Here is a 25,960-nt window from a genome sequence, read left to right on the forward strand (position 1 = left end):
TCAGTTCGTGTGGCGGTCGACATCGACCCACGTGCGCGTCCGGGAAGACGCGACCACCGCCTCCGTGATGTGTGCTGCTCGGAGCCCGTCGGCGAACGACGGGAGGACGTCGGATCGCCCCTGGCCGCGAATCGCGGCGTAGACGTCACCGACGAGATCGTTGAAACAGGTCTGGTACCCCTGCGGGTGTCCGCCCGGCAGTGCATTCGCGCGTGACGCGTCGCCGCTCTGCACAGACGGGTCGCGCGATACCAGCAGGTTTGCTCCTGCGCGTCCGATCCACGCGGTCTCCGGAGCCTCCTGGTCGAACGAGTACGATTCCTCTGGCCCGTCGAAGGAGAACCAGAGGCGATTGCGGCGGCCGGCGCTCGCCTGGCTGATGACGAGGGATCCCATCGCGCCGCCGTCGGTCTCGAAGGAGATCACGCCGCCGTCCTCGGTGGCATTCTGGGCCTGCCCACCCTGGCGCTCGAACGCTCGACCAAGTGCGGCGTGGACACGGACGATCCGCTGGCCGGTGACGAACTCCATCAGGTCGCACCAGTGGACGCCGATGTCACCGAAGGCTCGGCTCGCGCCACCCCTGCCCGGCTCGACGCGCCAGTTGGTCGCTGCGCTGTCGGAGAGCCAGTCCTGGAGGTAGCTGCCGTGCAGCAGCCACAGACCGCCTCCGTCTCGCGTAGCGATCCGCTCGCGGATGTCGAGGACCATCGGGTAGTAGCGGTAGACGAAGGGGATGGCCGTGAGGAGATCCTTGGCCGCCGCGCTCTCGACCAGCGCACGTGCGTCAGACGACGATGTGGCGAGCGGCTTCTCGCAGATCACCGGGACCCCGGCCGCGATCGCGGCCTCCGCCTGCTCTCTGTGCAGCGCGTTCGGGGTGCAGACGTGGATGACGTCGACGCCAGCGGCCACCATCTCATCGATGGAGGAGACCGCTCGCGCACCGGGATACATCTGTGCCCCGCGCTCGCTTGATGCGGTGCTCGATCCGAGAATGGCAGCGACGACTCCCCCGTTGGAAAGCACGGCTTGAGCATGGACAGAACCCATGAAGCCGGTGCCCAGAATCCCGGAGCGGAGCTGTTCTGGCATGACTGTTCCCTTCACGACATCGCTGTGCGCGTGCGCCACTTTGCGCGAGAGAACGGGTTTACAATTCATCTATCAACAAATCGAGCAACACTTTTCTCGCTTTCCGCAATACTAATGTTGGCGAGCGACATATGTCAACGAGCGATCGACATATAGCGTGGAATGCATCGGGGTGACGAAAGGACCAGCACGATGACGAGCACTGAGGTCGAGGCCCCGAGCCTCGTCACCCTGGATCAGGTCGAGTCGCTAGCCCGCATCGTCGACCTGGTGCGCACGGGCGCGGCGACGACGCGACCCGAGCTCGCGCGCGAAGCCGTACTCGGCCGTAGCATCGTCACGCAGCGTGTGGAGCAGGCCATCGAGCTCGGCCTTCTCGCCGATGGCGACCTCGGCCCGTCGAGCGGCGGTCGCGCGCCGCGGCATCTGAACTTCCGCGCCGACCGCGGGTTCTTCCTGGTGGCGGTCTTCGGCGCCCTCAACATCGGCGTCGGGATCGCCGATTTGAACGGGCGGCTGCTCACCACTCACCACGAGTCATGGGACATCGCCGCCGGCCCTGTCGCCTCTCTGAATCACGCGTCGAAGATCCTCGACGAGATGCTGACCGCCCACGTCGGTGCGGAGATCTGGGGAGTGACGATCGGGGTTCCCGGCCCCGTCGACTTCGCGACCGCCCGTCCTGTCTCTCCGCCGATCATGCCAGGCTGGAACGGTTTCGATATTCGCGGGTGGTTCGAGGACCGCTACGACGCGCCGGTCTGGGTGGACAACGACGTGAATCTCATGGCGATCGGCGAGTTCACCCACTCACCGGTCGAAGGCGCGGAGGACCTCCTCTTCGTGAAGGTCGGCACGGGAATCGGCGCCGGCCTGATCTCCAGCGGCCACGTGCACCGCGGCGCCAACGGCGGTGCCGGCGATGTCGGCCACATCATCGTCACCGAGGCGCCGGACGTCGTCTGCCGGTGCGGCCAGACCGGCTGCCTCGAGGCGATTGCCGGCGGCTGGGCGCTCGCGCGTGACGCTCAACTGGAGGCGAGCGAGGGCCGCAGCCTCTTCCTCGCCGAGCGATTGACCGAAAAGGGCACGATCCTCCCGATCGACGTCGCCGACGGCGCCCGCGCGGGCGACCCTGTGTGCACCGAGCTCGTGGCCAAGTCGGGGCGCTGGGTTGGTGAGAACGTTGCGAGCATGGTCAGCTTCTTCAATCCGTCTTTCGTGGCGATCGGAGGAACGATCGCCGAAACAGGGGACCAGTTCCTCGCTGCCGTGCGCCAGACGGTCTACCGTCGTTCGCTGCCGCTCGCGACGCGTAATCTGCAGATCATTCCGGCATCGCTGGAGCACTCGGAGTCCCTTGTCGGTGCGGCTCAGCTCGCACTCGAGCAGGTCTTCGAGATATCCCGTCTACAGAGCTGGATCTCGGAAGGAAGCCCGGCACGCGCACCGCGCGCCGCTTTCTACGTCTGAACCCGCTTCCAGCGCCGAGAAGGGCGGACCGCGCTGAGGCAGTCCGCCCTTCTCAAATCTGTCGATTGCTTCTCGTCAGCTCTTGATGCCGCCCGCGAATCCCTGGATGAACTTCCGCTGCGCGAACAGGTAGAAAACCAGGATCGGGATCATCGAGATGATGATGGCAGCGAAGATCACGTTCCACCGCGCTCCGAGCGAACCCACGTAGGAGTAGATGACGACGGGAAGGGTCGATGATCCGGAACCGCTCAGGAAGATCAACTGGGTGAAGAAGTCGTTCCAGATGATCAGCCCGCACAGGATCGCCACGGTTCCGGTGGCAGGGGAGAGCAGCGGGAAGATGATCCGACGGAAAGTCGAAAACCGGCTCGCACCGTCGATGGTCGCGGCCTCCTCGTACTCCCTCGGGATTTCGCGGGCGAAACCGAGGTAGAGGAAGACGGTCAGCGGCATCATCAAGCCGGAATAGAGGATGATGAGCCCGACCGGGCTCCCGACGAGCCCGAAGGTGCGCAGCGCCGAGTAGGCCGGAATCATTCCCAGCTGGAACGGCAGGATAATGCCGATCAAGAAGAGCATGCTGGCGGCCTTCGACCACCTCGCCGTGCTCCGCGCGATCACGTAGGCGGCGATCGATCCGAAAGCGATCAGGATGATCACCGACCCCACGGTGATGATCGCGCTGTTGAGCATTCCGGCAGCCAGGCTCCTCTGGCCTTGGGCGTTCCAGGCCTCGAAGAAGTTGTTCAACGACGGATTGGTGAAGCTCATAGGCGGCGACGTGAGTGTGTCGCTGTCGCTCTTCGTCGAGGTCACGACGAGCAGGTAGAACGGGACGAGCATGGCCACCGCGATAGCGACGACGATGATCTCGCGGACGAAGGTGAGCTTGGTATAGCGGAACATCAGTTGGACTCCCTGCTGCGAAGCAACCACATCTGAACGAGCGAGAAGATGATCACGATCAGCGTTAGGACGAGCGACAGGGCGGCGCCGTAGCCGAACTGCCCGTTGATGAAGGTCTGTCGCCACACCTGGGTGGCGAGGGTCTCGGTCGCGTTGAAGGGCCCGCCTCCTGTGAGGCCGATCACCTGGTCGAAGACTTTGAGCCCCTGGATGAGCATGAGCACCGAGGCGATCACGATCGACGGACGGATCAGATGCACCGTGACGTTCCAGAAGCGCTTCCAGAGTCCCGCCCCATCGAGGGCGGCGGCCTCTTCGAGCTCCGGCGGCACGTTCGCCAGTCCCGCCAGGTAGATGACCATGACCAGTCCGATGTGCTGCCACACCATCACCGCGATGATGGTGAAGATGGCGTATTGCGGATCGCCGAGCCACGCCTTCTGGAACGCCCCGAGACCGATCGCGCCGAGGAACTGGTTCAGCGGCCCCTTGAACTGGAAGATGAACTGCCACACGTACGACACGGCGAGCGGACTGAGCACGACGGGTGCGAACAGCACCACTCGAAGGAAGTGCCGACTCTTCAGCTGTCTGTTGAGTGCAAGAGCGAACCCGAGTCCGAGCACGTTCGTCAAGACGAGGAAGGCGATCGCGATCACCAGCGTGTTGATCAGCGCTGTGCGGGTCAGCGGATCGGCGAAGATCCGGGTGAAGTTCTGGAAGCCGACGAAGTTCGGGCTGGTGAAACCGTTCCAGTCGGTGAAGGCGTAGACCGAGCCTGCACCGATGGAGAGGTAGAGGATCCCGACCACCAGCAGGATCGCTGGGAGCGCCCACCACCAGTAGCCGCTCACCACTCCGGCATACCGCCGTTTCCGGCCGGCCCCGGACGCACCGGGGCCGGTCGGATAGTGCGGACGTCGCGAGCTTCTCGACGGTCGATCGATTTCATCGAGGGCGGAGCGTGTAGACGTCATCGTCGTGCTTCCTGTCAGTGCTGTATCGCTACTTGGTCGGTCCCCAGGCGGAGTCCATCGACTCGAGGACCTGCTTGATGGAGGCCTGCCCGGTGAGCAGACCCTGTACTCCCGTCTGCAGCGCAGTGTAAACGGAAGCGTTCGGCCAGAGGAGGTTGGCGAGCGGGAAGTACTTGTCCTGGTCCTTCAGATACGGTGCGATCAGGGAGAACTCGTCGGGGAAGGTTCCCGACGTCACCGTGGTCATGGACGCGTTTCCGGTCAGGCCGGCATACTTGTCCGCCACCTTGGGGTCCGTCATGTACTTCAGGAAGGCCAGTGCCGCGTCCTTGTGCTTGGACGCCGCGTTCACGCCCAGCGCGTTGGTCGGGGACGAAAACACGCGGGTGTCCGACTCCGTCTTGCCCGGGAACGCCGAGACCTTGTACTGGTTGTCCGCCACCAGGTTGTGGAGGTCGGTGGTAGCGCCCGCCGGGGCGGCGAGGGCCATCGCATCACCGGAGGCGACCGCCGGGAACAGCTGAGCGATCGTTCCCGCCTCCACGCCGTCCTGGAAGCAACCCTTCTTCTGCAGGTCGAGGATGATCTGCAAGGTGTTCTGCCATTCCTTGCTGTCGGCGAAAGTCACCTTGCCGGACGCACGCTCAGAGTTCCACTTCGGGTCCTGACCGTACACCGCGGACGCCGCGACCGACATCACGAAGATGCCGGCGTTGGGGCCGGCCGCAGCAGCCAGGTTGAAGAGGGTCTTGCCCTTTTCCTTCACGGCGGAGCACTGGTCGTACAGGTCGGGCAGCGACGTCGCGGGGGCGTCGAACCCGGCTGCCTTCAGTGCGGTGAGGTTGTAGATCGTTCCGACAGGAACCATGTCGATCGGGATGCCGTACTGCTTCCCGTCCGCGACGAACAGGTCCTTGGCGTTGCTGGGCACCGACTTCGTGGCCCAGTCATAGTCGTTCATCGGCAGGACATAACCGCCCTTTGCGAAGGCAAGGATGCCGCTCGTGTCGCCTGCACCCGAAGTCGCCCAGAAGATGTCGGGTCCGTTGCCGGCCTGGAACTGGGTCTGCAGCACCTGCGCGTAGCTCGCGACCGGAGTGAGGTTCACATTGATCTTCACGTTCGGGTGCAGTTTCTCGTAGTCCGCGACGATCGTGTCGATGGGGCTGGTGTTGCCGATCGCTGTCTGGTTGTAGAGCGACAGCGTGACCGGCGCCTCGGGGTCGTAGCTGGCCGTGCTGGTCGAGCCGGATCCGCTGCACGCGCTCAAGCCGAGAGCGACCGCGGCCGCGACGGCCGCGACGGTGAGGAGGCGCTTGCGACGCCCGATGCGGGATTGCTGTGTCATGAGGACTGCCTTTCAAACTCCATCGTTTGAGCCTCAGAGGGGGTTCTGAGGCGCCCTGCCGCGGGTGCACTCACCCGTGGACAAAGTCGATTATGACTCCACTTCTGATTTTCTGCAACATAAGTCGCGACAATCTCAACAAAAAGAGAGAAAGGGACCGTCAGGCCTGGATTACCGGCGCGCCCGTGCGATCGACGACGACGTCGAAGGGGACGCCCGGCGCCAACTCTCGTGCGACGAATGCCTCTCCCCCGACGTCGAATACGCCGAGGTCGGTGATGATCCGATCGACCACGGCTTCGCCCGTGAGCGGCAGCGAGCAGCGGGTCCGCAGACGGAAGTCGCCCTGCTTGGTGACGTGCTCCATCAGCACGATGACACGCCTCGCACCGTGCACGAGGTCCATCGCACCGCCCATCCCCTTCACCATCGCGCCCGGAACGATCCAGTTCGCGAGGTCGCCGGAGGAGGACACCTCCATCCCACCGAGGATGGCCGTGTGAATGCGACCGCTGCGGATCATCCCGAAGCTCGCAGCGGAATCGAAGGTGCTCGCACCGCGGAGGAGCGTGACGGTCTCCTTGCCCGCATTGATGAGATCGGGGTCCACCTCGTCATCGTACGGAGAGGGCCCCACGCCGAGCAGTCCGTTCTCCGACTGGAGCACGATCTCACGGCCGGCCGGAACGTGATTCGGCACGAGGGTCGGCAGGCCGATGCCGAGGTTGACGTATTCACCGTCGGCCAGTTCGGCGGCCGCGCGCGCGGCCATCTCGTCGCGCGTCCATGCCATCAGCCACTCGCTTTCTCGCGTGTCACGCGCTTCTCGATGCTCTTGTCCCGCACCTCGTCGGGTGCGAGCACCACGACGGCGTCGACGAAGGCTCCCGGCAGGTGGATCTCGTCCGGATCGAGGTCGCCGGGCTCGACCAGCTCCTCGGCCTCCACGACGGTGTAACGCGCGGCGGTCGCGCACAGCGGGTTGAAGTTGCGGGCCGAGGAATGGAACACCAGGTTTCCGTGCCGGTCGGCCTTCGCGGCTCGCACCAGACCCCAGTCGCAGGTGATGCTCATTTCGAGCACGAAACGGCTCGGCTCACCGGCGACGTCAAACTCGGCGGTGGCCAGCGGAGGCGACGCCAGGGCGACAGTCCCGTCGGCCGCGTACCTCCACGGCAGGCCTCCGTGCTCGACGACGGTGCCGACGCCGGTCTTCGTATAGAACGCGGGGATCCCGGCGCCACCCGACCGGAGTTTCTCCGCCAGCGTCCCCTGAGGAGTCAAGCGCACCTCCAGCTCGCCGGAGAGATACTGCCGTGCGAATTCCCTGTTCTCGCCGACGTACGACGCGGTGATCCGCTGGATGCGACCGGCCTCGAGTAGCAACCCGAGGCCCTTGCCATCGACTCCGCAGTTGTTGGAGACGATGTCGAGGCGGCTCGCGCCTCCCTCGAGTACAGCCGCGATAAGGACGCTCGGGATGCCGCACAGCCCGAACCCGCCGACGGCGATGCTCGAGCCGTCGGCGAGCCCGGCCACGGCCTCCGCCGCGGACCTGACGACCTTGTCCACGGTCAGGGGGCGACGCAGCGCTGGCGGATGGTTCCGATGCCCTCGATGCCGGTCTCGACGACATCGCCCGGCTTGAGGTAGATCTGCGGGCTGCGACCGAAGCCCACACCTGCCGGTGTGCCGGTGAAGATCAGGTCGCCCGGGAAGAGAGGGATGTCCTGGGAGAGGTACGAGACGAGCTCGGCGACGCCGAAGATGAGCCCGGCCGTGGTGCTGCGCTGCATCTCCTCACCATTGACCGTGCACCAGAGCGGGATGTCGTCACGATCGGCGAACTCGTCCGGCGTGACCAGGTACGGGCCCGTCGGAGCGAAACCGGGGAGCGACTTCGCCAAGGTCGGCTGGGTGTTCGGGCCGAGACGGCCCTGGATCGCGCGGTCTGAGAAGTCCTGCCCGACGGTCAGGCCGGCGACGTGCTCCCACGCCTCATCCTGACTGACTTTGTAGGCCGAGGCCCCGATCACGACGACGAGCTCGACCTCCCAGTCGATCGTCTCGCTCGGCACGACCACATCGCCGAACGGGCCGGCCAGGGCCGCGGCCGTCTTGGTGAAGACGAACGGGTACTTCGGCAGGTCGAAGCCGGATTCCTTCGCATGCGGAGCGTAGTTGAGGCCGATCGCGAAGACCTGGCGGGGCTCGGGGCTTGGTGCGCGGAGACCGCTCTCGACGTACTCGACGGTCTCGGCATCCGTAACGCCGGCGGCCCAGGCGAGCACGTCGGACCAGCGCTCGAGGGCTGCCGCCGGGTCGGCCGGCAATGCGCCGGCGCTCGCACGCTCGACGTCGACGAGTCCATCCTCGAGCACGAGGTGCAGGCGGTCGTTCTGGTTGGCGAATCTCATTTTTTACCCCACGGGTTTCCCGAGTCCCCGACCGTGATCGTGGACTCGTCGTCGATTGGCGGAAGCACCTCGAGGAAGGCCTCGGGCAGCGGATTGCTCAAGTAGAAATCGGCGGAACCGTCCTCCGGGTGCCACATGCGCGGCTCCCAATCGGGCTGCACATTGCGGTAGCCGCCCGAGACGATCTCGACGCGCATGCCACCGGGCTCGCGCACGTAGACCGACATGGACTCTCCGTGGCCGTGCCGGCCCGGGCCCCACTCGATGGTCACGCCGTGTTCGCGGAAGAGCTCGGCCGCGCGGATGACGTCGTTGCGCTCATCCACCCACAGCGCCAAGTGGTGGAATCGGCCGAAGATGCCGGAGTCGTCGCGCAGGAGCGCGAGATCGAAGGTGTCCGCGGAGGCGAGCGTCGCGAAGATGGAGACAGGTGCGTCGGAGAGCTGCGTCCACTCGAGGAAGCGGCTCCCGAGCACTTCGTGGTACCACTTCGCCTCTTCGACCGGGTCGGCGGCGGGAAAGTTCACGTGGTCGAGGTAGCGGGCCGTCGCACCGCGGCCGGTGTACCGCTGCGGGCGCGCAGGGAAGACGGACTTCAGATCGTCAGGAGCCTCGTACCGGTCGACCTCCCAGAAGACCTCCTGGATCTGGCCGTTCGGCCCAGCGAACCGGTAAGCGGGCCCGTGACCCACACCGGCTGGGATCCAGCCGATGCCCTGGCCCGACTCCTCCAGTCGGCGCGCCGCCTCCTGGAGTTCGTCCGGACCCTGGGCACGCCAGCCGACGTGGCCCAGCGCCGGCTTCTCGCCCGCCGTGAGCACGATCGTGTGGTGGAAGTAGTCGCCCCAGGTGCGCAGATAGACGGAATCCCCGACCCGCTCTGTGACCTCCAGTCCGACGAGGTCGCGGAAGAAGGCGACCGACTCCTCGAGGACAGGGGTGATGAGCTCGACATGGGCGACCTGCGAGATGAGCTTCGTCATTGGATCTCTCTTCACTGCGCGAATGGATGTTCCCGCTACTCAGCGGTCGGAATTTACGATAAGTTTGTGAGAAACAAAAGTCAAACCGATTGCGACAAATGTTGTCGTCATCCGTCCTGCAAGGAGGCAGGTTATGTCTGACGAAGTCTTCGACGTTCTCATCGTAGGTTTCGGGCCCTGCGGCCAGGTCCTCGCCGCCCAGCTGGGCGGCCGCGGCCACAGCGTGTTCGTCGCCGAGCGCTCACCCGATCCCTATCCGCTCCCACGCGCCGGACACGTCGACGACGAGATCGTCCGCGTCTTCCAGGGCATCGGCGCGGCCGACGAGTTCGAGGACCGGGCCGTCACTCCACGCGGATACGAGTGGCTCTCCGCCGACCGCGAGACGCTGTTCGTGATCGACTGGAACAAGCCGACATCGTCGACCTGGCGATCCGACTACATCTTCTATCAGCCGTACCTCGAAGAGGCTCTCACCCGCGCCGCCCTGGCACAGCCCACCATCACGGTGGTCACCGGATGGGAAGCGGTCGCCATCGTGGACGAGGGAGACGTCTTCACGGTCGAGCTCCGTGAGGGCGCCCGGACGAACGGAGACCGCTGGCAGCCCACAGGGCGCACGCGCACCGTCCAGGCGAAGTACGTCATCGGCGCCGACGGCGCGAAGTCCTTCGTCCGCGGAGCGATGGGCGTTCGCTACGAAGACCTGGCTTTCGAGGAGACGCTCTCCATCGTCGACCTCCGGCTCGACGATCCGGACATGGACATCGACATGCCCGACGCGGGGCAGATCTGCGACCCAGTTCGCCCGATCTCGCTGTTCCGCTGGCTCGGCCGCGAGCACTGCCGATGGGAATTCATGCTCCTGCCAGGAGAGGATCCTGAGGAGCTGGTGAGCGAGGCCGGCTCGTGGGCGAAACTCGCGCAGTGGGGCGTGACACCCGAGAACGCGACCATGATCCGGCGCACCCTCTACACCTTCAATTCGCTCATCTGCGAGGACTTCCGCTCGAACCGGCTCTTCCTCGTCGGCGACGCCGCGCACCTCATGCCCCCCTTCCTCGGACAGGGAATGTGCACCGGCTTGCGCGATGTCACGAACCTCGCCTGGAAGCTCGACCTGGTGCTTCGCGGGACGGCCGGTCCCGATCTCCTGGACACCTACACGACCGAGCGACGCCCGCACGTTCGCGAGGTGACCGCGACGGCGATCGAGCTAGGCAAGGTGCTCTGCGAGCTCGATCCGGAGATCGCGCAGCATCGCGACGACGCACTCCGTTCAGGGATGGTTCCACCGACGCCTCCGCTCCCCGGGCTCGCCCACGGCGTCCTCCAGCGGACGCCCGACGGCGACATCGACTTCGCGCACGGCGCGGGGATCCTGGGAATCCAGGGTCACGTCACGCTGGACGGTCGAACCGGACGCTTCGATGACGTGGTCGGTCGCGGTTGGGTGGTGCTCTCCCGCAAGCACGGGCTCGAGCACCGCCTCAGCGACCCCGCCCTTGCGACGCTGGAGGCGCTCGACGCGACAGTGGTCCACGTCACGAAGGCGGCGATGCCTATCGAGGCGCACTCCGTGATGGACCGCGACGGCGGCTACGCCGCGTGGTTCCGGCGGCTCGACGCCGACGTGATCATCGTTCGTCCCGATTTCTACACGTACGGCTCTGCCGCTGAAGAAGACGCCGCAACCCTCATCGAGGGCCTCGCCGACGCACTCTCGCTGGCGACGCAGCCGGTGTGACGGCTCCGGGGATCGCGACCGGGTTCAGAGGGCCGCGATCCCCTCGGCCACCCGCATCGCGTTGGCGATCAAGGTGAGCGTCGGGTTCACGCTCCCGTTGGTCGGATGCAGTGAGCCGTCGCACACGTGGACGTTGGAGGTGCCCCAGACCCGACCGATCGGGTCGGTGGCCGACACCTCCGCCGAAGCCCCCATCCGCATCGTTCCGGCGGAGTGCTCCGTCGCCGGGGAACGGCGGCCTCCGCCGGCCGCGCCGAAGACATCGACGATGCGGGTGCAGCCGGCCGATGCGAGCCACTCACGCATCCGCCCGGTGAGATAGTCCCGGACGCGGGCCGTCGCGGGATGCTCCGCCCGATGGATCACCGCGGAGGGCATTCCCGCGGCATCGGTGATCGCCGGGTCGATCGTGATGCGCGCGTTCGAGGTCGGGACCTCCTGGCCCATCGTCATGACGCCCACGATCGTGCCGAGCGCATCGCGCATCGCCGCCTTGTGGGAGGCGCCCCACCGTGGTGCACCCAACGCATCCATCCAGTCCGCGTACTGCATCGGATACGGCGAGAAGGCGTCGAACAGGACGCCGCCGCCGAACGGGGCTCCTCCTCCGTGGACGAAGTCCATCGTCGCGACCGAATGACCGGGCCCGCTGAAGGTCGGGATGCCCGAGACACCTGACCCGACGAGGAGCGAGACGGCGTGCCCCTGGAGGTTGCGACCGACCCAGGCGTTGCCCAGAGCGGAGGCGAGTACCAGTCGCGGCGTCTCGATCGCGCCGGCCGCCACGATGACCCGGTCGCAGCGCACTACCCGGACGCGTGCAGGGCCGGGTCCGGAAATGCGGATCCGCACCGCCGACGCGCGGCCGTCCCGGTGCTCGATCGCGAGGGCCTGCGCACTGGTGAGTAGGTCGCACGATCCCGTGTCCAAGGCCTCGGGCAGGAATGTATTGTGGGCACCGTTCTTCGCATCGACAGGACACGTGTGGCCGATGCATTGCAAGCACTCGATGCACGCCGGACGGCCGTTCCTGGGCACGCTGTTGATCGCGAACGGGATCGGACCGCTCGCCCAGCCGGCCCGTGCGGCAGCCGACCCGAGCAGCTGGCGAGTCGGTCCGCCGGGCAGCGGCGGCATCGGATAGCCCACGTGCCCTGGCATCCGTGAGGTCAAGGGGCCGAGCGCCCCCGAGACGCCGAGCTCCCACTCCGCGCGATCGTAGTACGGCGCCAGCTCGTCGTAGCCGATCGGCCAGTCAGCCAAGCTGCTGCCCGGCGGCACCCCGTGCCGCCGGGCCATCTCGAAGTCTTCGGGCAGGAATCGCCACGACATCCCCTGCCATACACGGGTGCCGCCGCCCGTGCCCAAGGCATTGAGCCCCCACTCGTCGCCGCTCCCGTCGCCGTCGACCACCCACGATGATCCGTCCGGCTCGACGACGGTCCGCGGATTCCCCGCACCGGGTCCGAGCACCGGGTCGTACCGGGAGAGCCGCTTGCCGTGCAGGTGATCGCCCCACAGCTCGCGATCCGTGTGCGCCCTCCCGCGCTCGACGATGAGCACGCGAGCGCCGTTGCGAGCGAGTGTCCGCGCCGCGACGCTTCCGCCCGGACCGGAGCCGATGACGATCGCGTCGTAGTGCGGAAGGGGGTCGTCGACCGTCACCTGAGCCGTAGGACGGTCCTGGAATCCTCCCAGCGAGTAGCCGAGCATCGACCATCCCGCCGGCTGATGCTCAGCGTCACCTCCGTAATACCCTTCGCGGCAGACCCGCAGGAGCGCTTCCATCTCTTCGGGCGGCGTTCCAGACGACATCGCTTTGGAGACGAAAGCGGTCGCCGTCCCGGCATCGCGCACCCCAGCCCCGCTCGCACGCTCGGCGAGGCGGGTGAGCGGAGCGTGCGCCCAGCGGAGATCCCTCTCCCACGCGCGCTCAAGGTAGGCCGCGACGCCGCCCTCCCATCCACCGGGGTGGTCGTCGACGGGGAGGACCGCGTCGACGAGGAGGCGAAGGGTGTCAGCCCGCATCCGGCGTCGCGTCGACGGTTCGGTCGACGAACGCTGGCACCACCATCGGGGAGTCGCCCCCGAGATAGGAGATGCTCAGGGCAGCGCTCGCCTCGATGCGGACAGCGCTCGGATCACGGACGACATGGGCGGGCACCGCGATCTGCAGCGGGACACCGACGCCCCAATATCCCTGACCGCCGTCGTGCAGTGCGCCGTACGTCCGTTCGACCCCGTCGACGACGATGCGCCCTCCCGCCGTCGGCACAGGCGTGCCGTCGACAGAGAGGGTAAGGTCTCCGATACTGCTCCAGGGGAGGGCACGCATCCACGGGAGCCGGACGCTGACGACGTACCCGTCGTCAGCGCCCCGGAGGGCATCTTCGCGGATGAAACCAGAATTGAATGCCACCTGATCCTCCTCGACCGGCGTTCTTCTTCGTGGGCTTGAACTTATATCGCGCATCAACCAAAGTCAATGTATTCTGAACATAAGTCATTGATCGGAGGCAGCGTTGCCAGACGTCACCCTTGCGGACCCCCATTGGTCCGTCACCATGTTCTCATTCACGACCGAGCTCGTCCGCGGCGACCGGTCGCCGTTGGAGTTGATCGAGGATGTCCTCGCCAGCGGCGTCACGGACACGATCGAGGTCGACGGGCCGCAATGCTTCACGAGCCTGCCCGTGTTCCCGCCGGAGGAGGTGACGGCGTTCCGCGAAATGGTCGATCGGACCGGAGTGGGCCTCAGCATGCTGGGCGTATACAACGACCGCTTCACCCGTCCCGGGCATGTGTTCACAGCACAGGAGGGCGCCGACTTCATCTCCGGGCAGCTCGCCTCGGCAGCGGCTCTCGGCTTCCGCGATACTCGGATCGCCTTCCCGACCGATCCCGAGGTGCTCCGCCTCGTCGCCCCGTCCGCCGAAGAGCATGGCGTGCGCCTGCTCCAGGAGGTGCAGGGAGCGGCGACGCCTGATGATCTGATCCGCGCTCTGGAGGCGGTGGACCGCATCGGATCCGACGCTCTCGGCTTCGTCTTCGACCTCAGTGCATGCATGCCGGCACTGCCGTTGACCTACCTCGAAGCACTCCGCCGCGACGGGGTCCCCTCGTCGCTCGTCAGCTACCTGGACGACGCGTGGCGTGCCGATTCGCTCGACTCCATGCGGCAGCGACTGGCCGAGCTCTCGCAGGATCTTCCCCTCGCACCGGCCGCCCGCACGCGCTTGTCGATGCCCTTCGGCCGCTTCGGACGCACGACCGTCGCAGACTGGCGACCGCTACTCTCGCACTTCGACGCCATCCACCTGAAGTTCTGGGACTTGGAGGACGACGAGCTCCGCGTCTCGGCTCCGATCGCCGATGTACGGCAGGAGTTCGGGGCCATCGGCTACGACGGCGTGGTCACCAGCGAGTGGGGCGGGCACGAGTGGTTCGAGCTCGCCGAACACGGTGGTCAGGAGATGTCCGTCGGGCACCGCCGCCTCTACGACGAGTCGGTCGTCCTCGACCAGCAGTCGGTATGACGCGGCGGATCGCCGTCTCGAGCTTCTCCGTCTGGGAGGATCTCGGCGGTCTGCGCATCCCCATCCAGGACGAGCGTGGCGATCCTGCCGAGATCGTTCTGGAGCGTCCGCGGCGCGTCGATCTGCTCGACTTCCCCCGGCTGGCGCGCGAGCGCTTCGATGTCACCGACATCGAGATCTGCCAGATCCAGATCCGGGACAGCTCACCCCCGGCCATCGATGCGCTCGCCACCAGCCTCGACGACGCCGGGGTGCGACTGCTGAATCTGCCGATCGACGCTGACGGCGCCGAGGCAACGCGATGGCTGGACATCGCGGGCCGACTCGGGGCGAGCTACTGCCGCATCCGTGCGAACTTCGACTGGTCGGCAGAGGCGGTGGCCTCCTCGCTCACATCCTTCGTGCGGCTCGCGAGCCGCGCGAAGGAATCGGGTATCGAGCTCCTCGTCGAGAACCAGGGAGGCATCAGCGAAGACCTCGATCGCTACGAGGACTTCCTCGACCTCCTCATCCCCCTCGGCGTCGGGCTCCTCCTCGATACGGGGAACATCGAACCGCTCATGTCGCAGAGCAATGCGCGCACAGGCGGGGAGATCGCACCTCACCGTCCGTGGAACACCCGCGAACTCGATCGGGTACACCGAACCGTCGCCCGACTCGCCCCGCGCGCTGTCGCGCTACACGCCAAGGCGAACGGATTCGACGCGGACGGCGAGCACGTCCCGGTCGACCTGCGCGCCATCCTGACCACGGTCGCCGACTCCGGTTTCGACGGACCGGTGACGGTGGAGTACGAAGGCATGGTGGGAGACAGATGGAACAACACGGCGCGCACGCTCGAGCTGGTGCGTTCCGTCTTCTCCGGGACCAGATTGGACTCAGCATGAACGCCCCCATCCGGACAGCCGTCGTCGGCTACGGCTTCAGTGGCCGGCGCATCCACCTGCCACTTCTGCAGACGACGGACGGCTTCGAGGTCACCGCCATCGTCGCCCGCTCGGACGACGCCCGCCGCATCGCCGCCGAGGAACACCCCGGCGTCGCGCTCGCCACGTCCGTCGAAGAGCTTCTCTCCACCGGACCGGCGATCGACCTGTGCGTGGTCGGCACTCCGGACGACGCGCACGTCCGCACCGCCACCCCGCTGCTCCGTGCCGGGATCGACGTCGTCATCGACAAGCCGCTCACACCCACGGCGGCCGACGGCCGGGCCCTGTACGATCTCGCCGAACAGACCGGCGCGCGGCTCACCGCGTTCCAGAACAAGAGGTGGGACGCCGATTTCCTCACCGTGCGCGCAACGCTCGAATCGGGGATCATCGGTGAGCCCACTCGATACGAGGCGTCGATCGTGCGGTGGGCTCCGGAGGTCGGGCAGACCTGGCGCGAGCAACGCCGGCTCGGCACGCTGGATGGCCGGCTCGCCGACTTGGGCAGCCATCTCGTCGACCAGGCCGTCGCCCTCCTGGGCCCGGTCGCATCGGTTTACGCCGAGCTGGATGTCAGGCGCCCCGGGGCGCGGACCAACGACGACGTGTTCCTCGCCCTCACGCACCAGCAGGGCGTGCGGAGCCACCTGCATATGGGATCCGTGACCTCGCACCCCCGGCCGACCTTCGCGCTCCAGGGGTTGGCCGGGTCGATCGAGACACACGGACTCGACGGTCAGTTCGCTGCCCTGGCGCACGGAATAGTCCCGGGAACGGACCGTTGGCGCGAGTTCGACTCCTGGACGTCCCGCGTGCTACTCGGTACTGAGCCGAGCCCCGCACCGTCTTACGTGGGCGACTGGCGTACCTTCTACCGAGAGCTCGCCGATGCGGTCCACGCGTCCGCTTCCGCACCCATCGGACGGAACGTCGTCCTCCACGTGTTGGACATCCTCGAGGCCGCCCGCGTCTCGCACCGACGGGGCGAGACCGTCCGGCTCGACCCGCTACCGCGTCAGTCCAGCTCGCCCATCCTGTCGCGCTGACGACGGGCCAGTACTCGGTTGACGGCGAAGGCCGACACCATGAATCCAGCGATCAGAAGCGCTTGCGGCAGGATGGCCGTGTACCCCAGCAGCCCACTCACCGGCGTCACGAGCGCGCCGAACAAGAACTGCGTCCCGCCTTGCAGGGCCGCCGCGGTTCCTGGGTGCTCGTGGCCCGCGCGCTGAGCGAGCGTGATGAACCCGGGGTTCACGAAACCCATCCCGAGTACCATCACGAACAGGCAGGTCCAGGTGACGGGCAGGGTCGCCACCCCGAGCGCGGCCAGCGCGGCCAGCGCGGTGGAAGCCGACGCGGCGATTCCCAGCCCCGTTGCGAGCAGTGTCCGCACCCTTACTGTCGCGATCAGTCGCGAGAACACCAGGCTAGAGATCACGAGTCCCAGCGAGTTCACCGCGAAGATTACCGTGTAGAAGCCGGCGGAGACTCCGAAGACCTCCTGCAGGGCGAACGAGGATCCGACGACGTACGTGAGCAGCCCTCCTGAGACGAGGCAGCCGGTGATCACGAATCCCATGAAGCGGGCGTCGGTCAGGAGCGAACGGATGCGGGTAGCGTTCGCCCGCAGTCCGCTTCCGGTGCGGCGCTCTGGCGGAAGCGTCTCCGGAACACCGAAGAGCGATCCGACCGCCAGAAGGATGCCGACGGCCGCGAGCATCAGGAAGATCACGCGCCACGACGACACAGTGAGGATCAGCCCGCCGAGCACGGGCGCGAGAACTGGTCCGAGAGAGGTCACCGCTGCGATCAGTGCGAACTTCGAGCCGGCCTGGGCGCGTGTGTAACGGTCGCTGATGACTGCGCGCGCGAGCACGACGCCCGCTGCGGCGGCCCCACCTTGCAGGAATCGGACGATGGCGAAGCTGATCGGGTCCTGAATCACCGAGCACACCACGGACAGCACGGCGAACGCGAGAGAACCCGAGATAAGGAAGACCTTGCGGCCTTGGCCGTCACTGAGTGGCCCCCAAACCAGCTGGCCCAAGGCGAAGCCGATGAGGAAGGTCGTGAACGTCAATTGCACGAAGGTGGGCGTCGTCGAGAGCTCCTCGGCGATGTGCGGGAGCCCCGACAGGTACATGTCGGTCGCGAAGGGCCCGATCCCCGCGAGACCGATCAGGACGATGAGCAGCGGTTCGCGTTCTCGCTTCACGAAACCGCCTTCCAGCGCCGACGCTGGCGCTCTTGTGTTGATCTATGCAAAAGTAGGTTCACTGTGAACATAAGCCTACCGATCATCGCCGGCTACGCTCGAACGCCGTTCGTCCGCTTCTGCGGCGCCTTCGCCTCCCTGAGCGCGGTCGACCTCGGGTCGCGCGCCATCGCTGCCGCCCTCGATCGCGCGGGCGTCTCCGCAGACGAGGTCGACCTCGTCGTCGGAGGTCAAGTGCTCCAGGCCGGCGCGGGGCAGAACCCGATCCGCCAGTCCGCCGTCGCGGCGGGGATCCCGCTCACCACCCCCGCCCTGACTGTGAACGCGGTCTGCCTGTCTGGCACACTTGCCGTCGCGCAGGCAGCGCACGCCATCGCTCGCGGCGAGGCCCGCGTCGTCGTCGCCGTCGGACAGGAGTCGATGTCCTCCGCACCTCATGTGCAGCGCGGGTCACGCCTCGGCACGCGATACGGTGCGATCGAGTTGGTCGACTCGCTCGCCCACGACGGACTCACCGACGCCTTCGAGGAACGCTCAATGGGTGCGTCCACGGAGGACTTCAACGGACCATTCCAACTCACACGCGTGCAGCAGGATGCGTGGGCCGCACGCTCGCATACCGCCGCCGCGGCCGAGGCTGACCTCCTGGCCGAGGAGATCGTCCCGGTCGCCGTCCCGTCGCGACGAGGTGAGCCGACGGTCGTAATGCACGACGACGGCGTGCGACCGGACACCACCACGGAGAGCCTCGCGCGCCTCCGTCCAGCATTCTCGAGCACCGGAACCATCACCGCCGGCAACTCGTCGCAGATCTCGGACGGCGCCGCCGCCATCGTGTTGGTCGCCCCAATCCATCCAAGCGCCGCTCGACCAGGCGCCGTCCGAGTGCTCTCCACCGCGTTCGTCGCGGGGCCCGATGTCTCCCTCCACCGGCAGCCTGCGCAGGCGATCGCCGCAGCGTTGGACCCGACCGGCCGAGCCGCCTCCGAGGTCTCCATAGTCGAGATCAACGAGGCGTTCGCCGCCGTCGCCGTCGAGTCCGTCCGCACGCTCGGCGTCGATCAGGACCGCGTCAACCGTGCTGGCGGCGCCATCGCGCTGGGCCACCCGATCGGAGCCTCCGGTACGCGCATCGTGGGGACACTTGCACGCCAGCTGGCGTCGCTCGAGTCGGGCGCCGCGGGCGCCGCCGGAATCTGTGGCGGCGGCGGCCAAGGCGCAGCTGTCGTCCTCGAACGCGTCTGACCATCACCCTCGACGGCAAAGGAGCCAACCGATGACACGAACACCGCCCGACGACCTCCTCCGCAGAGTGGAGCGACTGGAGGCGATCGAAGAGGTCAAACGTCTCCACAATGTCTACGGCTACTACATGGACCTACTCCTCTACGACCAGGTCGCCCCACTGTTCGCGGACGACTGCGAGATCCGCTTCATGGGTGGGATCTACCGAGGGGCCGCTGGCGCCCACCGCCTCTTCATCGGCAACCTCGGGAGCACGTTCACGGCGTCTCAGAATGCTCCGCAGCGCGGACGAATGGGCGAACACATCATGCTGCAGGAGGTCATCACGGTCGCCGACGATGCACGCAGCGCGAAGGCCCGCCTCCGTCACCTGCTGAAGGCGGGCTTGCACATGAGCGTTCAGGGTGTGGAACCGGAGGTCCGGGGCGGCGTGCAATTCGATCAATGGATCGAGGGGGGCATCTACGAGAACGAGTACGTCCTCGTCGACGGCGTCTGGAAGTTCCGGAAGGTCGACTACCAGATCGAGTACTTCGCCACGGTCGACGGCGGCTGGGCGAACACCCCCGAAGGCTACGAGCCCTGGTTCACACGCACCTACCCCGCCGACCCACTCGGCCCGGACGAGCTGATCGACCCGAAGCCGCGACTGTGGCCCGACCGGGTGGTGGTGCCGTTCCACTATCCGAATCCGGTCACGGACCAGGACGTCGTCGTGGACACGAGCATGGCCATTGAGACGCGCTGAGACAAGGCTCGGCCCGTAGTCCAGGCTCCTAGACCGAATTGGTTCTGAGTTACCGCGCAAGGACACCCGAGCCGAGTGTCGTGTGCGTGGAGCTTCTGAGTTCCGCCGGTCGACCTAGAGAAACGAACGGCGCAGCACCCGCCTCGGCCGCAATGGCGGCAAGCCGTCCGATAACCGTATGCGGATCGGCAGCTATCGCCCATCCTTCGGCCACCAGACGACTTAGCGCCTCCACGCACTCAGTCTTTTCATCCGCGGACGGATTCGCCGAACCCACCACACCAATCAGTCCGCCCCGCAGTTCCGGGCCCATGTTCGCCGTGCTGATGATGAATACCCGCATCCCAAATCACTCCCCTGGTCGATCGTTTTGTTTGCCTTTCCGGCGGAGAGATCGATGGCGAGTGGGAGGGGCGGGAGTGCCGGGACCGTGGAATACCGCAGGGAGCGCAGCGAGTGAGGATATGCCGCGAAAGCCCGGCACGGAAGCACCGGGAACGAGCTACGATCGACCACCGGAAAGACACACAAACCGGCAAAGGCAGCGCCGCCGACGGCGGCTCCACGGGCGGCCCATCGCGCACGGGAAGGGGGCAGGCGATCTCCGACGCCCCTGACTGCTTATCTCCCGCGAGATCGGCTGGCGCGCTCAGCGCGCGACGAGAACCTCACGAGTAGCTCTGTCGGCGCTGGGAGCCCGTTGCGCGGATCGAGGCCCGCCTGTCACCGAGGCTTCCCCTGTGCGCCTGCCGTTCGTGGACCGTGAAGCCTGCGGCGATTCTGCGGTCGAGCGGCTGGGATGCAAGCCCCTGCCGGGGCCGGTCCCCCGCCCTTGTTCGCACGCGCTGCGCTGATTTCGCGCGAACGAGCGCTCCTCCCCGCCCGTTCCGGGTGGCGTCCCGGCCGCCCTCCCTGATCGGCACCCTGTGCCTTCACGGCACCACGAACAGTAAGGAGCGGGGATCATGAGCACCCTCATCACCGACAGCGACGACATCATCCACTTCACCGCTGTCTTCGGGCAGATCGACCTCGCGGTCGACATCGCACCAAAGCTCGGCTGCACCGAGGTGGACGCACTCGCGGGCCTGTTGCGAGCACTCGGGGAACCCGCACTCGCCGACACCTGGGTCGACGCTCACGCCGTCGACGATGAGCTCGGCGATAGGCACTACCAGGGCGACCCCACCCCGTATTTGGTTCCGGTTGACCCGATGGATGTGCTGCAGTGCGACAGCTGCCAATGAGGTGCCGCCGCCGCGGGCCGCCCCGGCGGCGGCGGCAACCGCGTGCGCCCACTATTGCCCCGCCTCCGGCGGGCTGTCCTGGCTGTGTGGAACCGGCGACGCCGGTGCTGCCCTGTAGGACTCTTCGCCTGCTCCGGCCGCTGAATCATATTGGGGCGCTCCCCCGCCGCCAACGGCTTTCGCGGCATATCCTCGCTCGCTGCGCTCCCTCCGGTATTCCACGGTCCTCATGGCGGCTCCGCCACGCCCGAATCTGTTTCCCCTTGCCGGAACGGCAAAGAGAACGATCCACGAAAACAGACAAGGACGAACATCATGACCACCACCAAGCCCCGCACCCGCAAGGCCCCCACATCGACGGACCCGGGAGATCTCGCCGCACTTGTCTCCGCAGGCACAGTCACCATCGAAGCCATCGACGTCGCAACAGCCCAGCTCGACCCGAACGTGCGCACCGACACCACCTACACCGCCGAGTTCGCCGAATCCATCAAGACCGACGGCGTCCGCGAACCCGTCTACGCCCGACGCGACAGCGACGGCACCGTCTACATCTGGGACGGCCAGCGCCGCACCCTCGCAGCACAAGAGGCCGGAATCCCCACCATGCTTGGCATCTTCGGCCTCACTCCCGCCACCGTGAAGGACTCCCAGCGCATCCTGGACCAGCTGCGCACCTTCAACCGTGCAGACCTCACCCTCACCGACCGGATCACCGCGTACGAACAACTCGCCCTCGACGGCATCAGCGAGACCGCGATCGTCCGCGCCGCAGGCGAATCGCGCGACCTAGTCAAGAAGTCCCTCACCGTCGCCCGATCCGATAGCGCCAAGCAGGCCACCCAGGACCACGGGCAATTGTCGCTGGACAAGCTGATCCTGATCGCCGAGTTCGACGGCGACCAGGACGCCATCGACCAGATCACCCTCATCGAAGACGACGACGACCTCCCCTACGTCGCGCAGGAGATCCGGGATGACCACACCATCCGCGAGATCACGGCGAAGCTGGTCGAGCAGTACGCGGCGGACGGCGTGCAGGTGTTTACCGAGTGGAGTGGGCTGCGTTCCCTCGACCGACTCACGGACGCGCCGGATGACGCCGATGACCACCCCGCCGTCACCGCCGAAACTCACTCTGCGTGCGAGGGCCGCGCCATCTATCTCAGCGTGTGGGGCAGCGGCGAAAACGACTACCGCACCGAGGAGGTCTGCACCCGCCCCGAGCTGCACCACGACCGCTTCGGCAGCTTCGGCAACACGGCGAGCGCCGCCATCCCGGCGAACGAGACGGATCAGCAGCGGCAGGAGCGCGAGGACGCGGAGGCCGCCGCTCGGAAGGCCGAACGGGCGCGGGTGCTGGCGAACAACAAAGCCTGGCGCACCGCGACCACCGTCCGCCGCGACTGGGTCACCCGCCTACTCACCCGCAAGACGCTGCCCAAGGATGCGATCGTGTTCGTCGCACTCACTCTCACCGAGCACGCCCACACGATCACCGACTACAAGGGCGGCGACCTCGTCGGCACCTTCCTCAGCCAGCCCGACAACTACTACCCACGCTCCGCCGCTGCCACGCTGGTCGAGTCCACCCCGACCAAGGCCGGACACGTCGCACTGGCGGTTACGCTTTCGGCTCGAGAGGAACGCGCTGAGGACGTCGAGGGGTGGCGGCACCCGTCCACAGTGATCGGCAGCTACCTGCTTCAGCTCGAAGCATGGGGGTACAAGCTCTCCCCGGTTGAGCGGATTGCTGGCGGATACCCGGAGACCGCCGACGAGGCGCAGGCGGCAGCCAAGCCGGAATCGACGGAGGGTCACGAAGATCGCCCGGACGCGCACTGAGAATCGTCGGATGGTCGGTCACCGCAACGGGTGGCCGACCATCGTCGTGTCACCACGGGATCAGCGGCGGCGGCCCTCGCGGCCGGCCGCGAGGGCGGCCCCGTCCTCCCTCGCACACCCTCCCGGTCGACCTTCGGTCGGCGCCGTCGACGGAGCGCCGGGATGGAGCGCCTGCGGCGCCCTCGAGTTCTTTGCCGATTTCGCTGTCGTGAGCATACGCACGCCCGACCTCCGCCCGATGAACCCGACCGCCTCGCTCCCACGCATGGCTCGGGAAGGTGCTCCGCACCTGCGATCCCCCTCTCCCGCACGAATCGAGGTGGTCGGAACCCCCGCCCTCCGGCCCGGGCGCACGACGGCGCACTGCGCCGAAACCGGCAAAAGAACGATGAGGGAGGAAGGGACCATGGGAACCAAGACCAACACCCGGACCGCAGAGGACCGTCAGACCGAAGCAGAAGCACTACACACCTCGATCATCGACCAGGTGCAGCAGCTCGCCGATAGCGGACAGTGGCGGCGCTTCCTCGACTTTGCCCGCTCCTTCCATTCCTACAGCCTGAACAACCTGCTGCTGATCCTCGCCCAGAATCCCGACGCGACCATGGTCGCCGGATTCCGGCAATGGCAGGCCAAAGGACGCCAGGTACGACGCGGTGAGAAGTCGATCAAAATCTTCGGCTACCGGGAGAAGAAGCCGGCCGCAGAGGACGAGAACGAAACCTTCGACGAGGCCACCCGCATCGTCCGCTACTTCCCCATCCTCTCGGTCTTCGACATCGCACAGACCGACCCGATCGAGGGAGCCGAGCCGATACCGGAGAACCCCTCTCGCGGACTCACCGGCTCAGACGACCACGGCCTCGTCGCCCCACTCACCGCATACCTCGCCGCGACTGGATGGGACATCCAGCACACCCACTTGGCGCATGCGAACGGATACACCGACCCCCGAGAACGCCAAGTGATCCTTGCCACCGGCATCTCCGCCGAACAGTCCGCCAAAACCCTCATCCACGAAGCCGCACACATCGAGTTCCACCACGTCGACGACATGGACGAGTACCGGCAGCACCGCGGCCGGATGGAAGTCGAAGCCGAATCCGTCGCCTACATCGTCGCCGGCCTTCACGGGTTCGACACCAGCGCCTACAGCATTGGCTACATCGCCGGATGGGCAAACGAGGATGCCGACGTGATCCGAGAATCTGCCGCCCGAGTCCTCAAACTCGCTCACGCAATCGCCGAGGTCATCGACGATAGTCCTTAGTCCCGTCGGCGGCGCGCCACGGGCCGCCCGGCCGAACGAGCCTGGTCTATGGCCCTCTGGACCGCACGCCGCCGACAGAGCCACTCGACTGCCGATCGACGCGAGTCGACCAATCACTAGAAGTATCGAGTCAGCGGACGTAGTTCCGAATAGAGCGCAGCTATCTGTTCTTCAAACCAAACCCGATTCGAGGAACTCTCGCCCCACGCGACACGGTCGCCGTTCTCCATGAAGTCGGCGCCGATAATAGGTACCTGGGGTTCTCCCCAGGTCCACATCTGCTCTCCAATGAACTCGCCCCCAAAAAGACGTCCTCGATAGCCGCTGGTCCGACCGAATTGGTAAGCCAACGCGGCTCTAAATTCGGCCTGATTGTGGAGGGTTTGATAGTCAAGATCACCCGAAAGTGCCCGAATGAATTCCTCGAGGTCTTCCCGCACGATGCGACTGGCCGGGTAGAACCACTTTGTTCCCCCCATCCGCGGAAGCTCGTTCAATTGGTCGTGACCGGTCACGGCCCAAGGGTTAAGCACTGCCCACGCGGGCTGCGGCTTGCCCTCGCCGTTGAAGGGATGACTCCAAGTTGCATCCTGCATGATTCTGCGAGCAACATCCTCATGCCCAGCGAGCAAGGCAGCCATCGTCCCAGCGCGCATTAGCAAGAGCGCCGGATAGTGGGTATATGTATTCCACCAGCTGTTGATCTGTTCTGCTCGCCGCACGGCCATCGCCCGCTTTTGGACGTCGACGAGCAAGTCGGTGTGCTGTCGATCACGATCGAGAAGTATCGCTGTGGTGAAGAGGCGAATCAGGGTCGCCGACCGACTTCTGAGTTGGGCGAGTCCCGCTTCCAACTCAGACCATTCGGTAGGTTGCGCGGAGGAACTCAGTTCTTTCACAAACACAGATAGGCGAGTGAGTTCGACATCAAACAGGTCCCGCACTTCGATGTGCCTGGTGGGGTCCGGCAAGCTCTTCTTCAAGCGTGAGATGGCGAGATTCACGGAGTCCGGTGTGGCGCTCATTGTCTCGACGGCTTCCACGCGACTCAATAGGTCGGGAAAGAATTCGTCTGCCAGCTGTCCAGGTATTCGGTGCGCTCCCGACCGGGCGGTCAGTCGCTTGGCCACGACCCCCAACTCTGACCGCGCAACCCAGTAGAGCGGATACCGTCGATTTGCGCTTGCCTCAATCGCTGCGACGAGTGCAGTGTCCCACTCACCTGACCAGCCGCAGATTACCAAGCCGTACTCGTCCAACACGCGTTTCAAGAGCCGGGCGGTTGCCTTAGGGTAGCTCGCGAGTTCGTCGATCGTGTTGCGCTGGTCCAGGCTGGCATAGTCTCCGTGCAACTTGATGATGGTGCAGGCCATGTGCTGCATCGGTTCCATACCGGAAACCTGCGCGTCGCTCTGAACTATCTGCGGGCTCACACCCTCCGCCTCCAATGCACGCTCTATGAGGCGGTCAAAGTTTGTAGTGACAATGACCCGGACGATTCCCTTCCGAACCAGACTCGCGATAGCTTTGTGCGCTTCTCCAGGAATCTTTCTCTCGTACTCGCGATCATCTTCCGTTGGTTCGAAGAACTCGGCGAGAAGCGCGCGACGCGACGCCCGCGTCGAACCCAGACCCGCGAGCAACGACGAGTAGCCGAGTTCACCATCGCCGTGCGTTTCCCACCAGATGCTTGCGTCAAAGTCATCACCCACACTGTGGCCCGACGCGACTGCCATCTTTCTGACCAGCGCCTCGACGACTCCCCAGCCTGTCGGGATTCCCACGCCTGTCGAAACACCGGATCCGATAAGCAGCGCATAAACACCAGGTTGGCTTTGAAGGGCAGTTGCAAGACTTACTTGCGGATCGAAGCTCGGCACGGCCCCAGGATATTTGGGCGATCGCAGAATTCGGGCACGATTCGGTGAAGGTGTCGTCTTTAAGCAAGCGCTGCAAGCCCACAAACGATTCAG

General features: G+C 66.1%; 24 protein-coding genes. 10 read left to right on the forward strand and 14 right to left on the reverse strand.

Annotation, left to right across the window (positions count from 1 at the left end; genetic code table 11):
• On the reverse strand, positions 1-1,095 hold the full coding sequence (locus ACFVU2_RS01750; protein ID WP_387870211.1) for a Gfo/Idh/MocA family protein: 1,095 nt from the start codon (positions 1,093-1,095) through the stop codon (positions 1-3).
• 249 nt (positions 1,096-1,344) lie between these two features.
• Entirely contained in the window at positions 1,345-1,521 is a 177-nt protein-coding gene (locus tag ACFVU2_RS01755; RefSeq protein WP_387870213.1) for a hypothetical protein, read from the reverse strand.
• Positions 1,522-1,554: 33 nt separating this feature from the next.
• On the opposite strand from ACFVU2_RS01755, the gene ACFVU2_RS01760 reads away from it, so the two are divergent.
• Positions 1,555-2,568, forward strand: coding sequence for an ROK family protein (locus tag ACFVU2_RS01760; RefSeq protein WP_387870215.1), 1,014 nt, complete (start codon positions 1,555-1,557; stop codon positions 2,566-2,568).
• 75 nt (positions 2,569-2,643) lie between these two features.
• Here the strand turns inward: ACFVU2_RS01760 and ACFVU2_RS01765 are convergent, their stop codons facing one another.
• The 7 genes from ACFVU2_RS01765 to ACFVU2_RS01795 form a co-directional block, all read right to left on the reverse strand.
• A complete protein-coding gene (locus ACFVU2_RS01765) occupies positions 2,644-3,477 on the reverse strand; it encodes a carbohydrate ABC transporter permease (RefSeq protein ID WP_387870216.1) in 834 nt (277 codons plus the stop codon).
• Positions 3,477-4,331, reverse strand: a complete 855-nt coding sequence (locus ACFVU2_RS01770; RefSeq protein ID WP_387870218.1) for a carbohydrate ABC transporter permease — start codon at positions 4,329-4,331, stop codon at positions 3,477-3,479. The genes ACFVU2_RS01765 and ACFVU2_RS01770 overlap by 1 nt, the downstream gene beginning before the upstream one ends.
• A gap of 151 nt (positions 4,332-4,482) precedes the next feature.
• Complete coding sequence (locus ACFVU2_RS01775; protein WP_387870220.1) at positions 4,483-5,802, reverse strand: ABC transporter substrate-binding protein; 1,320 nt, start codon at positions 5,800-5,802, stop codon at positions 4,483-4,485.
• Positions 5,803-5,962: 160 nt separating this feature from the next.
• Positions 5,963-6,595, reverse strand: a complete 633-nt coding sequence (locus tag ACFVU2_RS01780) for a 3-oxoacid CoA-transferase subunit B (RefSeq protein ID WP_387870222.1) — start codon at positions 6,593-6,595, stop codon at positions 5,963-5,965.
• Positions 6,595-7,374, reverse strand: a complete 780-nt coding sequence (locus tag ACFVU2_RS01785; RefSeq protein ID WP_387870223.1) for a CoA transferase subunit A — start codon at positions 7,372-7,374, stop codon at positions 6,595-6,597. Before ACFVU2_RS01785 ends, ACFVU2_RS01780 begins: the two co-directional genes overlap by 1 nt.
• A gap of 2 nt (positions 7,375-7,376) precedes the next feature.
• Entirely contained in the window at positions 7,377-8,219 is an 843-nt protein-coding gene (locus tag ACFVU2_RS01790; RefSeq protein WP_387870224.1) for a fumarylacetoacetate hydrolase family protein, read from the reverse strand.
• Positions 8,216-9,202, reverse strand: a complete 987-nt coding sequence (locus ACFVU2_RS01795) for a VOC family protein (RefSeq protein WP_387870225.1) — start codon at positions 9,200-9,202, stop codon at positions 8,216-8,218. Before ACFVU2_RS01795 ends, ACFVU2_RS01790 begins: the two co-directional genes overlap by 4 nt.
• A gap of 133 nt (positions 9,203-9,335) precedes the next feature.
• On the opposite strand from ACFVU2_RS01795, the gene ACFVU2_RS01800 reads away from it, so the two are divergent.
• Positions 9,336-10,949: a bifunctional 3-(3-hydroxy-phenyl)propionate/3-hydroxycinnamic acid hydroxylase gene (locus ACFVU2_RS01800; protein WP_387870226.1), complete on the forward strand. Its 1,614-nt coding sequence runs from the start codon at positions 9,336-9,338 to the stop codon at positions 10,947-10,949.
• Between the two features lie 24 nt (positions 10,950-10,973).
• On the opposite strand, the gene ACFVU2_RS01805 is transcribed toward ACFVU2_RS01800, so the two are convergent.
• Together ACFVU2_RS01805 and ACFVU2_RS01810 are read right to left on the reverse strand one after the other, a co-directional pair.
• Entirely contained in the window at positions 10,974-12,977 is a 2,004-nt protein-coding gene (locus tag ACFVU2_RS01805; RefSeq protein ID WP_387870228.1) for a GMC family oxidoreductase N-terminal domain-containing protein, read from the reverse strand.
• Positions 12,967-13,368 (reverse strand): DUF6379 domain-containing protein, encoded by a 402-nt coding sequence (locus tag ACFVU2_RS01810; RefSeq protein WP_387870230.1) that lies wholly within the window; start codon positions 13,366-13,368, stop codon positions 12,967-12,969. The genes ACFVU2_RS01805 and ACFVU2_RS01810 overlap by 11 nt, the downstream gene beginning before the upstream one ends.
• Positions 13,369-13,513: 145 nt before the next feature.
• Between ACFVU2_RS01810 and ACFVU2_RS01815 the strand changes: the two genes are divergently transcribed.
• From ACFVU2_RS01815 to ACFVU2_RS01825, 3 genes are read left to right on the forward strand one after another with little or no spacing between them, the layout of a single operon-like run.
• On the forward strand, positions 13,514-14,485 hold the full coding sequence (locus tag ACFVU2_RS01815) for a hypothetical protein (RefSeq protein WP_387870233.1): 972 nt from the start codon (positions 13,514-13,516) through the stop codon (positions 14,483-14,485).
• Positions 14,482-15,372 (forward strand): sugar phosphate isomerase/epimerase family protein, encoded by an 891-nt coding sequence (locus ACFVU2_RS01820; RefSeq protein WP_387870235.1) that lies wholly within the window; start codon positions 14,482-14,484, stop codon positions 15,370-15,372. Before ACFVU2_RS01815 ends, ACFVU2_RS01820 begins: the two co-directional genes overlap by 4 nt.
• Positions 15,369-16,460 carry a Gfo/Idh/MocA family oxidoreductase gene (locus ACFVU2_RS01825; RefSeq protein WP_387870237.1) on the forward strand — a complete coding sequence of 364 codons (1,092 nt, stop codon included), beginning with the start codon at positions 15,369-15,371 and terminating at the stop codon, positions 16,458-16,460. The genes ACFVU2_RS01820 and ACFVU2_RS01825 overlap by 4 nt, the downstream gene beginning before the upstream one ends.
• Here the strand turns inward: ACFVU2_RS01825 and ACFVU2_RS01830 are convergent.
• The gene (locus ACFVU2_RS01830; RefSeq protein WP_387870239.1) at positions 16,430-17,632 is read right to left on the reverse strand and encodes a multidrug effflux MFS transporter; all 1,203 of its coding nucleotides are present in this window, start codon (positions 17,630-17,632) and stop codon (positions 16,430-16,432) included. The two genes, ACFVU2_RS01825 and ACFVU2_RS01830, sit on opposite strands and share 31 nt — an antisense overlap.
• Before the next feature lie 63 nt (positions 17,633-17,695).
• On the opposite strand from ACFVU2_RS01830, the gene ACFVU2_RS01835 reads away from it, so the two are divergent.
• Positions 17,696-18,877 carry an acetyl-CoA C-acyltransferase gene (locus ACFVU2_RS01835; RefSeq protein WP_387870240.1) on the forward strand — a complete coding sequence of 394 codons (1,182 nt, stop codon included), beginning with the start codon at positions 17,696-17,698 and terminating at the stop codon, positions 18,875-18,877.
• Positions 18,878-18,908: 31 nt separating this feature from the next.
• Positions 18,909-19,625 carry a nuclear transport factor 2 family protein gene (locus tag ACFVU2_RS01840; protein ID WP_387870242.1) on the forward strand — a complete coding sequence of 239 codons (717 nt, stop codon included), beginning with the start codon at positions 18,909-18,911 and terminating at the stop codon, positions 19,623-19,625.
• A gap of 49 nt (positions 19,626-19,674) precedes the next feature.
• Here the strand turns inward: ACFVU2_RS01840 and ACFVU2_RS01845 are convergent, their stop codons facing one another.
• A complete protein-coding gene (locus ACFVU2_RS01845; protein WP_387870244.1) occupies positions 19,675-19,968 on the reverse strand; it encodes a hypothetical protein in 294 nt (97 codons plus the stop codon).
• 622 nt (positions 19,969-20,590) lie between these two features.
• On the opposite strand from ACFVU2_RS01845, the gene ACFVU2_RS01850 reads away from it, so the two are divergent.
• The 3 genes from ACFVU2_RS01850 to ACFVU2_RS01860 all read left to right on the forward strand — a co-directional run bounded on the left by ACFVU2_RS01850 (position 20,591) and on the right by ACFVU2_RS01860 (position 23,987).
• The gene (locus ACFVU2_RS01850) at positions 20,591-20,872 is read left to right on the forward strand and encodes a hypothetical protein (protein ID WP_387870246.1); all 282 of its coding nucleotides are present in this window, start codon (positions 20,591-20,593) and stop codon (positions 20,870-20,872) included.
• 315 nt (positions 20,873-21,187) lie between these two features.
• A complete protein-coding gene (locus ACFVU2_RS01855; protein ID WP_387870248.1) occupies positions 21,188-22,717 on the forward strand; it encodes a ParB/RepB/Spo0J family partition protein in 1,530 nt (509 codons plus the stop codon).
• A gap of 406 nt (positions 22,718-23,123) precedes the next feature.
• A complete protein-coding gene (locus tag ACFVU2_RS01860; RefSeq protein WP_387870249.1) occupies positions 23,124-23,987 on the forward strand; it encodes an ArdC-like ssDNA-binding domain-containing protein in 864 nt (287 codons plus the stop codon).
• 116 nt (positions 23,988-24,103) lie between these two features.
• Here the strand turns inward: ACFVU2_RS01860 and ACFVU2_RS01865 are convergent, their stop codons facing one another.
• Positions 24,104-25,867: an SIR2 family protein gene (locus tag ACFVU2_RS01865; RefSeq protein WP_387870251.1), complete on the reverse strand. Its 1,764-nt coding sequence runs from the start codon at positions 25,865-25,867 to the stop codon at positions 24,104-24,106.
• Positions 25,868-25,960 lie beyond the last annotated feature (93 nt).

It is taken from the genome of Leifsonia sp. NPDC058194 (assembly GCF_042883605.1).
Lineage (GTDB): Bacteria > Actinomycetota > Actinomycetes > Actinomycetales > Microbacteriaceae > Leifsonia.